The organism is Dendrosporobacter quercicolus (assembly GCF_900104455.1).
Taxonomy (GTDB): domain Bacteria; phylum Bacillota; class Negativicutes; order DSM-1736; family Dendrosporobacteraceae; genus Dendrosporobacter; species Dendrosporobacter quercicolus.
The window spans coordinates 102,987-116,932 of sequence record NZ_FNHB01000005.1 but is presented as its reverse complement, the minus strand read 5'-3'; the positions used below and the strand labels follow the sequence as shown (position 1 = coordinate 116,932).

Here is a 13,946-nt window from a genome sequence, read left to right as displayed (position 1 = left end):
GAGGATAATGGTTATGGCAAAAATCCCCTGGTTAATCTTGCTCCTGCTGGTGGGAGTAACTCTGGCGGCCAAGCCGCTTATCCGCTATATTGCGCAGGTGGTTACCAACCTTGTTATGTCAAAACTGCTGACCGAGCAATACAGTCAAAACGTAGCCGAGCTATTGCCGTCGTTAAAGCGTTTTTCGCTGCTCAATCTGCTTGAACTCAGTTTAAGGGCGGAAAACGGCAAGGTTCTGACAAGACCGATCGGCCCGGTTAAACATTTTGCCGGTTACGATCAGCTGATGTTTTCACCCCGGCAAATGACCAAATTGCCATTGCCCGAAAGCGCCGGAATTGATCTCTCAGTTACCCTTGGCCCCAAGGCCCAAAAGCCTTTAACGATCCAAATACCGCTGATGATCAGCGCAATGGCGTACGGGCTGGCGCTGAGCGAGGAAGCTAAGCTGGCTTTAGCCAAGGCCGCTAAGGCCTTAAAAACCGCCACCAATTCCGGAGAAGGGCCTTTTTTGCCGGAGGAGCCGCTGGAAACCGATAAGTTTATTTTGCAAATATGCCGTTGGTCCTGGGGAGCGCGAACCGATGAGCAAATCGGGTTGGCCGATATGCTGGAGATTCAAATGGGCCAGGGAGCCGATATCGGAACCAGCCGCATTGAGGCGCAGGAGCTGGAAGGCCGCGCCCGGATACTGGGCGGCCTTGCGCCCGGCCAACCGGCTATCTCACTGCCTGCGCCGCCGGAAGTCAAAACTTCCGCCGACTGGCCGGAGTTTATAAAAAAGCTGCGCCAACGCGCTAATGGAATTCCCCTTGCCCTGAAACTGATGGCAACAGACCACCTGGAAGAAGAATTGACCGCCGCGGTCGATTTGGGCTTTGATGTCATTGTTATCGACGGCGCCGAGGCTGGAACGCACGCAACTGCGCCCATCAAGCAAGATGACTTTGGCATACCCGGCATCCATGCATTAATGCGCGCGAAACGTTTTTTACAAGGTACTTCCGTCAGCCTAGTGATTTCAGGCGGTTTTTTTACGCCGGGTCAATGCCTTAAAGCGCTGGCCCTGGGCGCTGACGCTATTTATCTGGCAACCGTTCCCCTGATGGCCTTAGGCCACAACCAAGTGCAAAAAGTTATTCCCTGGAAGCCGCCGACCACCTTAGTCTATTATCATTCCCCCGCCAAAACAGAACTTGATATTGATCAGGCTGCGGCCTGCGTCGCTAATGTATTGACCGCAATGACGCTGGAAATGGAGGAAGCCATGCGCGCACTGGGCAAGTCATCGTTGCGGGAACTGAGTCCGGACGACCTTGTTGCTTTGGATTGCCGGACTGCCGAAATTACCGGCGTAAAACCGGTATCAGCTCCCGCCGCTCTGCCTGGCGCCGAAAGCCTCCGGCAATCGCTGAATCAATTGCGGGGCCTGCTCAGTCTGGCTCATCGTCTGGCGGGCTTTATGGAATCGATATTGGCTGAACTGTGTTACAACCAGGACTTACCCCGGGTTCACCTGCTGAGAAATCAGTACCGGCTGCTGGCTGAAGAAAAGAAGGCGTTAACGGTCAGGAGGCTGTAAGCATCCAATGCTTACAGCCTCCTTTGGTTTAGCCCTGGTCGTCTGACCGCAGGACAGTATAAACGCTTAAGCTCCCTGGCGGCCATGATACAAGCACCAAGGTTCTTCAGCCATATAATCATCCTCATGATAATAGGCCGCTCTGGCCCGGCAGCCGCCGCACAGCCGCTTATACTCACAGGCCCCGCAGCCGCCCTGATACTCCAGCGTCCGCAGCTTTTGCAGCACTTCATTGTTGCGCCAGATCTCATCAAATGGCGTATCTCTGACATCGCCCAGCGGTATATTCAAATAAGCGCAAGGCTGAACCTGGCCCCTCGGACTGATGATACAATAGGCCGTACCGGCCAGACAGCCCCGGCCAAACCTAAGCTTCATTCCCATTTGCCTGGCAATACGCATAAACTGCGGCGCACAGGTAGGTTTTAGTTCAATATCGACTTGCTGCTGTTTTTTTAGAATTCTGGTCAGCGTCTCTTCATAGGCCTGGGCCCGCAATGACTCTGTTTCAATCGAAACAGCCCTGCCTGTAGGCACTAAGAAGAAAAAATGATGGGCGACCGCCCCCTCAGCCACGGCAAAATCAGTAATATTTTCAATTTCCTGCACATTCCAGTCCATAATCGTCGTATGAATCTGAAAAGGCAGGCCGGCCTGCCGGCAATTGCGCATTCCCCGCACCGCTCCTTCCCAGGCCCCGGGAAACCGGCGAAATTCATTATGTTTTTGCACATTCAGAGAATCAAGCGATATTCCCATGCCCATTGCCCCGGCAGCCTTCAGATCCCGCGCCAGCTCAACGGTAATCAACGTGCCGTTGGTGCCGAAAACAGGCCGTAAACCCAGCTTTGCGGCATACTGGACCAATTCTACGATATCCGGACGGGTTAACGGTTCACCGCCGCTAAAAATCATAATTTTAAAGCCGGCTTTAGCAATTTGTTCCAGCAAGGTCTTGGCCTCAGCGGTATTCAGTTCCTCCTCCGCCCGGCAGCCGGCATCCCGGTAGCAGTGATCGCAATACATATTACAGGCATTCGTTGTATTCCAGGAAATAATCATTTGTCATTCTCCTCGCGCTCCATTTCTATTTAACCAGGCCAATTTCCTCATCAGTCAGATAGCAGGCCGGATCGGATTCCCAAAAGTCTCCGGTAACAGTCTCAGCCCTCGTACGAAAATTGCCATTGCAGTTATTGAGATACTTACAAACGGCGCAGCGGCCTTTAAGCAAAGACTTCCGGTCTTTCAGCCCTGCTAAAATAGGGTGGGCCGGATCTGTCCAAATATCACCGAATTTGCGCTCCCGGACATTGCCAAAGGTATGATGCTGTGTAAACTGGTCGGGATGGACAAAGCCGTTCGGGTCAACTTCAGCAAAAGCAATACCGGATCGATTGCCGCCATTAAGGGAAATCAGCGATTTGACCTGCTCGGCCAGCGCAGTATTGTTTTCCTGCAGCGCTTTTAAATATATGTAAACACCGTCGCAATGATTATCAACTGTTAGGATTTCCTTAGCCAGGCCCCGTTCTTCAAAATCACGGGTCCGGTGAATAATGATGTCCATCGCCTGACGGGACTCGGCAGCGGTTAAATCTTCACCTGTCATGCTATTGCCCCGGCCGGAATAAACCAAATGGTAAAAACAAACCCTGTCAATATTTTCAGCTTCAATAAAATCAAAAATGTGATTAAGTTCCTGTAAGTTGTGACGGTTGATCGTAAACCTCAGGCCTACCCGCTGACCGGCCGCCACACAGTTTTGTATGCCTTCCATCGCCGCCTGAAAAGCGCCGTCCCGGCCACGGAATTGATCGTTTACTTCTCTTAAGCCATCCAGAGAAATACCAACATAACCAATGCCAATGGCTTTAATCCGTCTGGCCACTTCCGGCGTAATTAAAGTTCCGTTGGTGGACAGCGTTGGCCGGATGCCCCGCTCAGCGGCATATGCCGCCAGCTCAAAAAAATCAGGCCTCAGGAGCGGCTCTCCACCGGAAAATAACAATACCGGCACCCGAAAATCAGCTAAATCATCAATAAAACGCCGGGCTTCGCCCGTAGTTAATTCGTCATCATACTTCCGGGCGTCCGAATCCATATAACAGTGACGACATCGCAAATTACAGGTCTTGGTTGAGTTCCACACCACAACCGGTCCGGCGCCGCTTGCAACGCCATGGCGCACGCCCCGTGAAGCCTGGTTATAACGCAGGCTGTCGCCAAAATATTGAGTCGAAAACAGCAGCTTAGTAACACTAATCATTTTTTCATCTCCATCTACATACGGTCTTGTCCAGATTGGTCTCCCGGATTAGCAATAACGGAATATTATTCATAAGTGAATCACATTCATCATTAAGCGTATTTTATCACGCAATCACCAGCCAGGTCAATAATGGAATACTACTTCCACAGCATAAAAAAACACTGTCATCCGTGAAACAGCAGCATTCGTCTGTTACACAAATCCAGTGCCGCCCGGTTCCAGTGAAATCAGCCGTTATCGGCCTTGACAGTCAGACCGTCCAAAATCAGCTTTAGTTTATATTCAATGTTTTCCCGAAAAGGAAATGGCAAACTGCTAAATGAAGCTGCCTGAAATACCGAATGAAACATTTCAGTGATGACTTCGGCCGGAATATCCTGACGAAATTCGCCCTTTTCCTGACCCTGCTTAATGATATTGTCAAAAATGGCTTTAAAAGTCAGTCCCTCGGCTGACGGTGGAGAATTTTTATGCGCGGCTGTTTTATGGGCGGCGCTTAAAAACAAAGGCAGCACAAACCGATTTTCAGCCAAAATCCGGCCGGTAAATAAAAACATCTCAGCCAGAACTACGGAAGCTGCTTTTGGTTCTTTGGACAAATTCAGGTAGAATTTATTCGTTTCAGAAATAAGCTTAGCCAAAAAATGCATCAGAATATCCTCTTTGGACTGAAAATAATTATAGAAAGTGCCAATGCCCAAATCAGCCTCATTCATAATCTCCGCAATTGAGGTTTCTCCGTAACCTTTTTGCAAAAACAACTTAACTGCAGCATCAACAATTGCCTTTTTGGAATTAATTTTTTTCCGCTCGCGGCGATTGATTAAACTACCCACACCAAGTCCCTCCGTGATCCCAGTCCTGTGCGTCGCTTAAATTTTGAGATTAGGATGCGGGTGACGCACGGTACTGGAGCCTAAGCCCTTTACTTTTCATTATACTTAATATCCTCAATAATACAACGTAAAAATAGGACTGGCAACCGCCCTGTGATCGAAAGACCACCGCCAATTGCCAGCCTGGTTCAAATGGCAATTGGATTGGCTTACTCTCCCCAGCCAGTCCGCTCTTTTGCCAGCGCTGAAACGGCAATAAGGTCGCTTTCCGTATAAACACGGATTCCCTCGTTTTTCAGCATTGTACAAAAGATACCGTCGCCGCTCCTTAATCTTCCTGTAAACGTGCCGTCATAAATTTGACCGCAGCCACAGGTCGGTGATTTCGATTTTAATACAGCCGCAGTACAGCCCGCCAGCCGCGCTATCGCTAAGGCAGCTTCCGCCCCGGCCATATACGGGCCTGTCACATCCTCCCCTGCCGCTGTTAACAGCCTGCCATTTACCTGTTCCACGCACATTCTCGGTATTGGCAAGCCGCCCAGCACTTCGGGACAAAGAGGAATCGAATGCCCTGTTGCCAGCAGGCCGGTTACCGCGGAAACAGGATAAGATTGTCCGTTGTATCGACACTTTATGCCGGCTAAACAGGCGCTTACCACAATCATTTATTCCACCCCTGCCGCTTAATTCCGCCTTCGTCCAATTAGATCTTCGCTATTGACTCTACCTGAAACATGCAAGAGCCGGCCTCATTAAGCGTACGGCGGAGTTTGTCCAGGTCGATATCCGCCGCAGGCGATTGAACGTCAACAATAATCTGGCCGGTCCGCGGGACTGCCGCCGCCGCTTTTTCAATCTTAAGACCGGAAAACGCATCCGTATGCCGGCGAATCTGGCGGATTACTTCTTCTGCCGTACGGTCGGTATTGCCTATAACAAGCCTCAACCGGGCTGGCTGGTTTTGTTGTAAATCCTGATTCTCACTCATAGCATCGCCTCCTAATCAAATGTACGCCAAAAATTGTCCATTTATCTTTCATTATACACGAGCTGCCGCCGGCTTACATCATCATCGTCATTTTACAACATATTTTTTTAGCATTTAAAGCTCCGCTTTCAGCCTTGCATACATAATTACATCTATGAAACGTCCTTTGGCGCGTTCATATTGCCGAAGCAGGCCCTCTTCCCGGAAGCCAAGCTTGCTCAATAAGCCTCGCGATGCGGCATTCGGCGGCTCGACCAGCGCCTGAATGCGGTTAAGCTGCATTTGCCGGTATCCATGATCCAGCACCGCCTGCAGCGCTTCCAGCATGAAGCCGCGGCCCCAGTATTGCCGGCCCAGTTCATAACCAATCTCGGCCCGCAGATTTTCCCGGTCAAGCTGATTGAAGCCACAGGAACCTGCCACCGCACCTGTTTCACGGTCTAATATACTCCAGCGGAAAGCCTGTCCATGGACGGCAAGAGAGTTCAGCAGCTTAATCATTTCCACCGCCTGGCTTAGCCGCTCCATCGGGGCGATATTCATATATCTGGTGACTTCCCCGTCCGACCAGTACGTATATAGCACCGGGGCATCCTCAACAGCCGCTTGCCTAAGCAGCAGCCGTCGCGTGCTGATAACGGTCATCCGATTACACCTCCCGGCATTATTCCATTCGCTTCATTATGATTTCCCAGACTTTTCCGGCTAATACCTTGAACTTATTTAAATATAGCTGTTGGCGCTGCCGCAGGGACATCCTCCCTAAACGGCAGAGCTTTATGAACACAAACAGGGCTTTGCAGTAAGCGGCTTGCCAGCAATGCGAAACGGCAACCCGGCAATGGCTGAAAGCCGTATTCAAACAGGGAGACAGGTCCCTAGTTGCAAAAGCAAACTAGGAACCTGTCTCCCTGTGTTTTTGTTAATCCTCAAGTATTACCTAGACGAGGGAGAGCGTTATGCATAACGACGGCCCAGAAAGCGGCCTGGCGCTCTCTAAAAACGTTTGCGACAACCCCCGTTTGGGGCTGGGCCAGACTGCTTATTTGGCGCCAAGGCCTTTGGTAAAGTTATGAGCGTTTTCTTTTAACCTTTTACCTTCTTCATATAAGGCAATTTCTTCGGGTGTTTCCGGTTTAATAACAATACCATGAGGAGTCGCTTTGCCATTATCAGCATGAATGAACGTTAAAAAACCTTCCACTACAAATTCACCGGTCTGGCTGAAAGTCACCCGGACATAAGCCACTAAACTGGTTTTACCGGTATAAACAACCTGACTTTCAAATTTTAGTAAGCTGCCTTTTTTCACCGGCCGGGTGAAAATCATTCCATGGATGTTCAGACAAACGGTGTCCTCGGGACGGGTCAGGCTTGATGCGGCGATAAAGCCTGATTCTACCAGCCATTCCGCCCCCCGCCCGGCGTATAAGGTTTCATGATGATTTAAGTCTGATCCCTTGACCAGATGATGAATAATGATTTTTTTGTTCATATACGTTCGCCTCGACTCTAGCTTTATACGTTGTATTTTGAATACAATATACAAAACTAATAATTTATTATGCTTTGACAAAAATTGATGTCCTCAAGTACAATTATAGCAAAGAAAGCAGCATATGAAAAATATTTATTTCGTATATTTAATATTTGTTTTTCGTATGTGTCTGGAGGTATGTAATTGATGGAATTTCGACAGTTGCGCTATTTTCTGGCGGTTGCCGAGGAAGGCCAAATTACCAAAGCCGCAAAACGTCTGAATATCACGCAGCCGCCGCTCAGCCAACAGTTAATTTTGCTCGAACAAGAGCTGGGGGTAAAGCTGCTGGAACGGAATAAAAAACAAATCAGCCTGACGGAAGCAGGTTACTTGCTCCAAACCAGAGCAGAACAAATCCTTGAACTGGCCAAGACGACAATGAATGACATCCAGGAAGTATCGGAAGGAGTAAAAGGCAAACTAATGATCGGCGCAATTACTTCATCCGGCCGCTCGATTATTCCTGAACATATTCAACAGTTTCATCAATTGTATCCCCGGGTTTCCTTTGACCTGAAACAGGGAGAAACCCGCAAAATTCTGGAATTGCTAAATGCCGGGCTGATTGAATTGGGTATTGTACGCTTTCCTTTCGATTCCGAAATTTACGACTTTATCACCTTGCCTGAGGAGTCAATGGTAGCTGTAGCCGCACCGGGAATTTTCGAACCGGCCGCCGAACCAAATTTACGCCTGGATGATTTGCGTAACGAAAATTTATTGATCCACCGCCGCCACGAAACAATCATTTTGGAATATTGTCACCAAATGGGCTTCGAGCCGTTCATCCTTTGTACCAGTGATGACATTACCCCATTGTTGATTTGGGCAAACCTGGGCATCGGCGTGGCAATCGTTCCCAAATCCTCCGTCAGCCTGCTGGCCGGAGACTCGCTGAAAGTCCGCGAAATCAGCAGTCCCCTGCTTACAACCACGCGCGCTGTCATCTGGCATAAAAAGCGTTCGCTTTCGCCCGTTGCAGCGCGCTTTATTGAACTGTTTAAGTAACTGACGGTGGTTTATAGGGTTTATAGTAAGCCGTAAGCCTTCATTTCACTGCGCAAAAGCGCAAGATGCTCGTCACTTAACTCCGTCAGCGGCATACGACAGATGCCGGCCTTATACCCCAGCAAATTTACCGCTGCTTTAATTGGAATCGGATTTACTTCGCTAAACAATGCTTTGATCAAATTGAGGGTTTGCAGTTGCAGCCTGACGGCTCCCTGAATATCACCCTGAAAGAACTTCATGACCATCGCATGAGTATCCTGCGGAATAATGTTGGCCATCGTCGAAATAACACCTTTGCCGCCCAGGGACAGCACCGGCAGAATAGTATTATCATCACCGGAGTAAATGGCGAAAGTTTCATCACATAAATTTACCACATCGCCAACCTGCGCCAGGTTGCATTCTTTCACCGCAACAATATTATTGATCTTCGCCAATGCCCCGATTGTTTCCGGGTTGAGATTTAAATTGGTTCTGCTGGGGACATTATACAAAATCACCGGGATCTTAATGCTATCGGCAATCACTTTAAAATGCTCATACAGTCCTTTTTGCGTAGCTTTATTGTAATAAGGGGTTACCGACAATATTCCGTCGGCGCCAACAGCTTCCGCCGCTTGCGATAATTCAATCGCATGGCGGGTGTCATTGCTGCCTGTCCCGGCAATCGCCGGTACGCGTTTATTGATTTTTTCAACGGCAAACCTGATGACGGCAATATGCTCATCATCCGGCATCGTGGAAGCCTCGCCGGTAGTCCCGCAGACCACAATGGCGTCTGTTCCGCCCTGAATCTGAAACTCAATTAAATCCGCCAATGTCTGATAATCAACGCCGCTGTCGGTAAAGGGAGTTACAATAGCAACGGCAGAGCCGGTAAACAATGGTTTTTTCACTTAATTAACCACCTTTTTCCTCATATTTTTATCTGAAGCCACTGCTTCTGGTTACACGAATACGCTCTAACCGTTAAAATTCCGCATTCTTGCGCAATCTTTTCGCTCAGGCGCGGCGTCGCCGCCCCGCCCCGGCAAAAGTCCTCGCCCAATCGGTGTTTTAAGGGTTACAGAGTACTACCTTCATGCATCCTGGCGGCACACGCCAAAAATACCCATCCCGGCCGTTTGGGCGGGTTATGGGTATTTTCTCTCTATTACAGACCAATTCCTGCTAAAGTAAAAATTAAACCAGTACTGCTCTGGCGGCAGCCTCAGTCCCGCCAGCCTTTGCAAACATCTACCCACTTAACGGCCCGGGCATATTGAAACAGTTCGCTGCAATTAAGTTCGATGGCTGAATTGCTGCTGCCACAAGCCGGAAACACCGTTTCAAACCGCTTTAACGAAATGTCGGCATAGACCCGGACCGCCGTGTTTTCTATCCCAAACGGGCAAACACCGCCTATAGCATGCCCGATTAAAGCCAGCACCTCGTCCGGCGACAGCATTTTGGCCTTAATGCCGAACTCTTCCTTATACTTGCGATTGTCCACCTTCGCGTCACCGGCCGTAACAACCAAAATGCAACTGGTCTCGTGTTTAAAGGAAAGCGTCTTGGCAATGCGCGCCGGAATAACCTGCAACGCCAGCGCAGCAAGCTCCACGGTCGCGCTTGATTGCGCAAACTCCAGTATTTCCTGTTCTCGGCCATAAGTTTTAAAATAATTTCTCACTGCTGCAATTGCCATTGCCCGAATCTCCTTTATTAACCGATTTCCTAAAAGCTATAGCGCCCAGACCGTTCGTTCGCTCCCGTTACCCCAGCGCAACATCCAGAATCATCATCACCGTAAAGCCAATCATGCAGCCGATTGTCGCTACATCAGTCGAACCGCCGCCTTCGTTCTGCTGGGCTTCGGGAATTAATTCCTCAACCACCACATAAATCATGGCGCCGGCGGCAAAAGCAAGCGCATAGGGCAGTACCACTTGCATTGAAACGACAGCAAGAGCGCCGATGACCCCGGCGACAGGCTCAACAGCGCCGGAGGCCTGACCATAGAGAAAGGACTTGGTTCGGCTCAGCCCCTCTCTTCTGAGCGGAATAGAAACAGCAGCTCCTTCCGGAAAGTTTTGCAGGCCAATACCAATGGCCAGGGCGACCGCTCCCGCCAGCGAAGCTGACGGCAAGTCATAGGCAACCGCTCCAAACGCCACCCCTACCGCTAAGCCTTCCGGTATATTATGAAGCGTAATGGCAAGTACCAGCAGTATGCTTCTTTGCCAGTTGGTCTTAATTCCTTCGGCTTGCTCCTTTTCCAGCCCCATATGTAAATGCGGTAAAGTTTTATCAACAAGCCACAAAAAAGCGCCGCCCCCTAAAAAACCAACCGCTGCCGTCAGCCAGGCGGTCTGGCCCAAATTCTCAGCCATTTCAATCGCCGGGTTTAACAGCGACCAGAAGCTCGCCGCTATCATAACTCCGGCGGCAAAGCCAAGCATACCGTTCAGCACGGCTTTGTTAATTGTTTTAAAGAAAAAAACCAAGCCGGCGCCTAAAGCGGTAACGCCCCAGGTGAACAGAGTGGCAAACAGCGCCTGCGTAACAGGTGAAAAAGAAGCCAGCCATTCCATCATTTCCTCATACCCCCTTTGTATATCTGTTAATACTATTATAGGTAACTTGTGTGGTTTGGAAAAGCCCCTAAAGCAGACTGTCAGCAAGGGCCGCACCAGCTGTTATGGGCTCACCGTAATGGCATCGCCGTGTTTTATTTCAGCCGGATTGCCAGTTATGACGAGCATGTCAGGCGGTAGACTGGAGGTAACTTCGGTAAAATCACCCAGGCTTTCTCCGAGGCTTACCGCCTGACGGACCGCCGTACCATTAACTGCCGCGTAAATAAAGGACTGACCTTGCTCATCCTGAAATACAGAACCTGAAGGAACGGCAAGAACTGCCGCCGACTTTCCCGTATCAATACGGGCAGTAACGGCCATTCCAGGCTCCAGCAGGGGTTCCGGTTGATCTGCAAGTTTAACATGAGCCAGAAAAGATGATATTTGCTGCTCCTCAACGGCCGGATAGATACTATAAACCTGTCCAGGAACCGTTTTCCCCGGCGCTTCTATTGTTACAGCAGCGCCTAAATGAATCAGATAAAGGTCGTTTTGCTCAAGCCGGAGAACAACATTTATTTCCTGTCCACTGCCCAGGGCCATGAGCTGCTGACCAGCCTGAACCGTTTTGCCAAGAGCAGCGGACAAACCTGTTACAATGCCGTCAATGGAGGCCTTTACCGCAACCGAACCGCTTAACATCGCTGCGGCCGCACTGGCAGACGGGCCATTCCGGCTGCTGTCCAGGCTTCTCCGGGCCTCCTGCAGGGCAGCCGCAGCATTTTCCAGATCCCGCCGGGCAACAGCGCCTTGCTCATATAATTTTTGATAACTGGTAAATTTTTTTAACGCATTGTCATAATTGTCCTGCAAGTGCTGCCCCGCTTCGGCCGGTGGATTGGTTGTCACCGTACCGGAAGATTGCCCGTCAAGCGCCTCAAGCTTGAGCAGCGGCTGGCCGGCTTTGACCGGCTGGCCTTCGGTGATATATAGTTCACTGACCCGGCCGGTATAGTCGGCATTGACAGGAACGGCCGCCGCGTTGCCGGCAAAGCCTTCACGGACAAGCCTGACCGGTTTATTTACAGTATTGACCGGTACTGCGGCAACAGGAACAGGAGCTTTTACCGGCATGTTCCGGAACCAGGGCCATGAAAACAAGCTAAATATCAAAGCCGCCAGGATGAAAAATACGGCGAGGGCAATTGTTATGCGGCGATATTGTTGAATAAAGTTCCCCACATGGCTCCTCTCCTTAATCAAAGCTTAATGTTATTATGTTCTCATTTTTTACTTTATGCGTCAAGTGTTGGCAAAAGGTACCATGATTGAAAATCCGGCAGGTTTTCCGTTATAATGTAAAGGAACAGCAACATTCTGCTGTCCGCTGGATTCGATTCGTAAGCCTTTCCGTTAAGGAGGAACTCCAACAATGCATATTCCGCACCAAACGCAGCATAACCAGCCAGTCAGCAGCGCCGGTAAAAAACCGATTTGGTTCCTGGGCCTGTTTATCTTATTGTCTGTCGGGATTATCGCCAATTTTCATCAGACCCTCAACGCCAGCGGTCAAACAACAACCGAATTGACAGCTATTCCGCTTAATGAAAGCGGCCTGGTGCAAGAAATTGAGAAAACAGCCAGAGGTACTGATCCATTGGCTAATACGCCGTCCATCTGGCCGGCGAGCGGACCGGTAACCTCCGGATTCGGCTGGCGCAATTCACCTTTGGAAGACGGCAGTGAATTGCATCAGGGCATCGACATTGCCAGCGGCCTGGGTATACCCGTTGTCGCGACAGCGGATGGCCAGGTTGTAAAGAGCGGCTGGGCCGGAGGCTATGGCAATATTGTACATATTGATCACGGCAATGGCCTGGAGACGATTTATGGACATAATTCCCAGGTAACGGTAACCGCCGGGCAAAGTATCAAAAAAGGACAGCTGATTGCCTATGCCGGCAGTACCGGAAAAAGCACCGGCCCGCATGTCCATTATGAGGTCAGGGAAAATGGCGTTGCTATTGATCCCATTAAATATATGCTCCTGCAATGACCGGGCAGGAATTACAGAAAGCAAGCGGTGTCGTTAAATGCAAAGCATTTAACGACACCGCTTGCTTAATTACCGTATTAGTTGGTAGAGGCGCTCATCAATTCGGTCTTCAATTGCTGCACATCGCTTTGCGCAGCAGGAGCAGCCGGTTTGTAATAGCCCTTTTGCATGGCGGTCTGAGCAAGCTGATATTGGCGCTGTTCATCCTGATTTCTCATTTGCTGAAAGGTTGAACGCAACTGGGTGTTATTTGTCTCGGCAATAACACTGGCATAGGTGGATAAGCTGCCTTTGATCGATGCTAAATAGTCATTCAGCATGTCTTTATCGTTCATGTGTTTACCTCCTATTGTAGAAATGTCATAAGTTTTTGTTTGGAGCTTTTGGCTTCCGCGGCATCTTGTTGAAACATCTGCTTAATCTGAGTATCGCTGCATTGCTGCGCATATGCTTCAAGCTTATTCGCCATGGTCTCATGGCCTCCAATCATGTGACGCAAATGCTGAAGCTCCAGTTGACTTAACTGCGCCAAGTAAAACACTCCTTTCATATGAAATTACATTCTTATTATTTAACAAAAAGCCCTGAAATATCCAAGTTAAATTCATCCTGTTCCGGAATGCATCACTACCCAATGGCGCCGTCTGTAAGACGGCCGCCGTTTTTTCAATATCGCGGGGCAAAATGATTTGGTTCACCGTTCTCCCCGCCGCCCGCGATTCAGGTTTGTCTGATGAGCCCTTCCCATTCCGCCTCTTTAAATCCGGCCAAAACCGTGTTGCCGGCAACCAATAGAGGCCGTTTTACCAGCATTCCGTCCGTTGCCAGCAACGACAGCTGCTCCGCCTCAGACATGGTTGGCAGTTTATCCTTAAGCCCCAGGGATCTGTATAACAGGCCGCTGGTGTTAAAAAATTTACGAACCGGTTCATTGCTTTTTACCAGCCAGTCCTTCAGTTCGATTTCTGTGGGATTCTGGTCTTTAATATTCCGCAGTTCATAGGCAATACCATTGCGGTCAAGCCACTTCTGCGCTTTTTGACATGTCGTGCATTTGGGGTAACATACAAAAAGAACCCTTTGCCTCATCCGCCCAGCTC

Annotated in this window: 17 protein-coding genes; 3 read left to right on the top strand and 14 right to left on the bottom strand. The window is 49.6% G+C overall.

The window, feature by feature from the left end; all coding sequences use genetic code 11:
- Positions 1-13 precede the first annotated feature (13 nt).
- The gene (locus tag BLR06_RS11125; protein ID WP_245698125.1) at positions 14-1,582 is read left to right on the top strand and encodes an FMN-binding glutamate synthase family protein; all 1,569 of its coding nucleotides are present in this window, start codon (positions 14-16) and stop codon (positions 1,580-1,582) included.
- A gap of 66 nt (positions 1,583-1,648) precedes the next feature.
- Here BLR06_RS11125 and nirJ2 read toward each other — a convergent pair whose 3' ends face one another.
- The 7 genes from nirJ2 to BLR06_RS11090 form a co-directional block, all read right to left on the bottom strand.
- Positions 1,649-2,644: a putative heme d1 biosynthesis radical SAM protein NirJ2 gene (nirJ2, locus tag BLR06_RS11120; RefSeq protein ID WP_092072953.1), complete on the bottom strand. Its 996-nt coding sequence runs from the start codon at positions 2,642-2,644 to the stop codon at positions 1,649-1,651.
- Between the two features lie 25 nt (positions 2,645-2,669).
- Complete coding sequence (gene nirJ1, locus BLR06_RS11115) at positions 2,670-3,851, bottom strand: putative heme d1 biosynthesis radical SAM protein NirJ1 (protein ID WP_092072950.1); 1,182 nt, start codon at positions 3,849-3,851, stop codon at positions 2,670-2,672.
- Between the two features lie 230 nt (positions 3,852-4,081).
- A complete protein-coding gene (locus BLR06_RS11110; RefSeq protein WP_092072947.1) occupies positions 4,082-4,690 on the bottom strand; it encodes a TetR/AcrR family transcriptional regulator in 609 nt (202 codons plus the stop codon).
- 209 nt (positions 4,691-4,899) lie between these two features.
- Positions 4,900-5,358, bottom strand: a complete 459-nt coding sequence (locus BLR06_RS11105) for a 2-thiouracil desulfurase family protein (protein ID WP_092072944.1) — start codon at positions 5,356-5,358, stop codon at positions 4,900-4,902.
- 38 nt (positions 5,359-5,396) lie between these two features.
- On the bottom strand, positions 5,397-5,681 hold the full coding sequence (locus tag BLR06_RS11100) for a hypothetical protein (protein ID WP_092072941.1): 285 nt from the start codon (positions 5,679-5,681) through the stop codon (positions 5,397-5,399).
- Between the two features lie 114 nt (positions 5,682-5,795).
- Positions 5,796-6,326: a GNAT family N-acetyltransferase gene (locus tag BLR06_RS11095; protein WP_092072938.1), complete on the bottom strand. Its 531-nt coding sequence runs from the start codon at positions 6,324-6,326 to the stop codon at positions 5,796-5,798.
- A 397-nt stretch (positions 6,327-6,723) separates the two neighbouring features.
- On the bottom strand, positions 6,724-7,176 hold the full coding sequence (locus BLR06_RS11090; protein WP_092072934.1) for an acyl-CoA thioesterase: 453 nt from the start codon (positions 7,174-7,176) through the stop codon (positions 6,724-6,726).
- 189 nt (positions 7,177-7,365) lie between these two features.
- On the opposite strand from BLR06_RS11090, the gene BLR06_RS11085 reads away from it, so the two are divergent.
- On the top strand, positions 7,366-8,229 hold the full coding sequence (locus tag BLR06_RS11085; RefSeq protein WP_092072931.1) for a LysR family transcriptional regulator: 864 nt from the start codon (positions 7,366-7,368) through the stop codon (positions 8,227-8,229).
- A 20-nt stretch (positions 8,230-8,249) separates the two neighbouring features.
- Here BLR06_RS11085 and dapA read toward each other — a convergent pair whose 3' ends face one another.
- From dapA to BLR06_RS11065, 4 genes are all read right to left on the bottom strand, one after another.
- Positions 8,250-9,128: a 4-hydroxy-tetrahydrodipicolinate synthase gene (gene dapA / locus BLR06_RS11080; protein ID WP_092072928.1), complete on the bottom strand. Its 879-nt coding sequence runs from the start codon at positions 9,126-9,128 to the stop codon at positions 8,250-8,252.
- Positions 9,129-9,442: 314 nt separating this feature from the next.
- Entirely contained in the window at positions 9,443-9,919 is a 477-nt protein-coding gene (locus BLR06_RS11075; RefSeq protein WP_092072925.1) for a YbaK/EbsC family protein, read from the bottom strand.
- A gap of 67 nt (positions 9,920-9,986) precedes the next feature.
- Entirely contained in the window at positions 9,987-10,808 is an 822-nt protein-coding gene (locus BLR06_RS11070) for a ZIP family metal transporter (protein ID WP_173812891.1), read from the bottom strand.
- A gap of 102 nt (positions 10,809-10,910) precedes the next feature.
- The gene (locus BLR06_RS11065) at positions 10,911-12,032 is read right to left on the bottom strand and encodes an efflux RND transporter periplasmic adaptor subunit (RefSeq protein ID WP_245698124.1); all 1,122 of its coding nucleotides are present in this window, start codon (positions 12,030-12,032) and stop codon (positions 10,911-10,913) included.
- Between the two features lie 190 nt (positions 12,033-12,222).
- Between BLR06_RS11065 and BLR06_RS20370 the strand changes: the two genes are divergently transcribed.
- Positions 12,223-12,846 (top strand): M23 family metallopeptidase, encoded by a 624-nt coding sequence (locus BLR06_RS20370; protein ID WP_092072922.1) that lies wholly within the window; start codon positions 12,223-12,225, stop codon positions 12,844-12,846.
- A gap of 77 nt (positions 12,847-12,923) precedes the next feature.
- Here BLR06_RS20370 and BLR06_RS11055 read toward each other — a convergent pair whose 3' ends face one another.
- The 3 genes from BLR06_RS11055 to BLR06_RS11045 all read right to left on the bottom strand — a co-directional run bounded on the left by BLR06_RS11055 (position 12,924) and on the right by BLR06_RS11045 (position 13,935).
- On the bottom strand, positions 12,924-13,181 hold the full coding sequence (locus tag BLR06_RS11055; RefSeq protein ID WP_092072919.1) for a spore coat protein: 258 nt from the start codon (positions 13,179-13,181) through the stop codon (positions 12,924-12,926).
- An 11-nt stretch (positions 13,182-13,192) separates the two neighbouring features.
- Positions 13,193-13,387 (bottom strand): hypothetical protein, encoded by a 195-nt coding sequence (locus BLR06_RS11050; RefSeq protein WP_245698130.1) that lies wholly within the window; start codon positions 13,385-13,387, stop codon positions 13,193-13,195.
- Positions 13,388-13,566: 179 nt separating this feature from the next.
- Entirely contained in the window at positions 13,567-13,935 is a 369-nt protein-coding gene (locus BLR06_RS11045; RefSeq protein WP_092072913.1) for an arsenate reductase family protein, read from the bottom strand.
- Positions 13,936-13,946 lie beyond the last annotated feature (11 nt).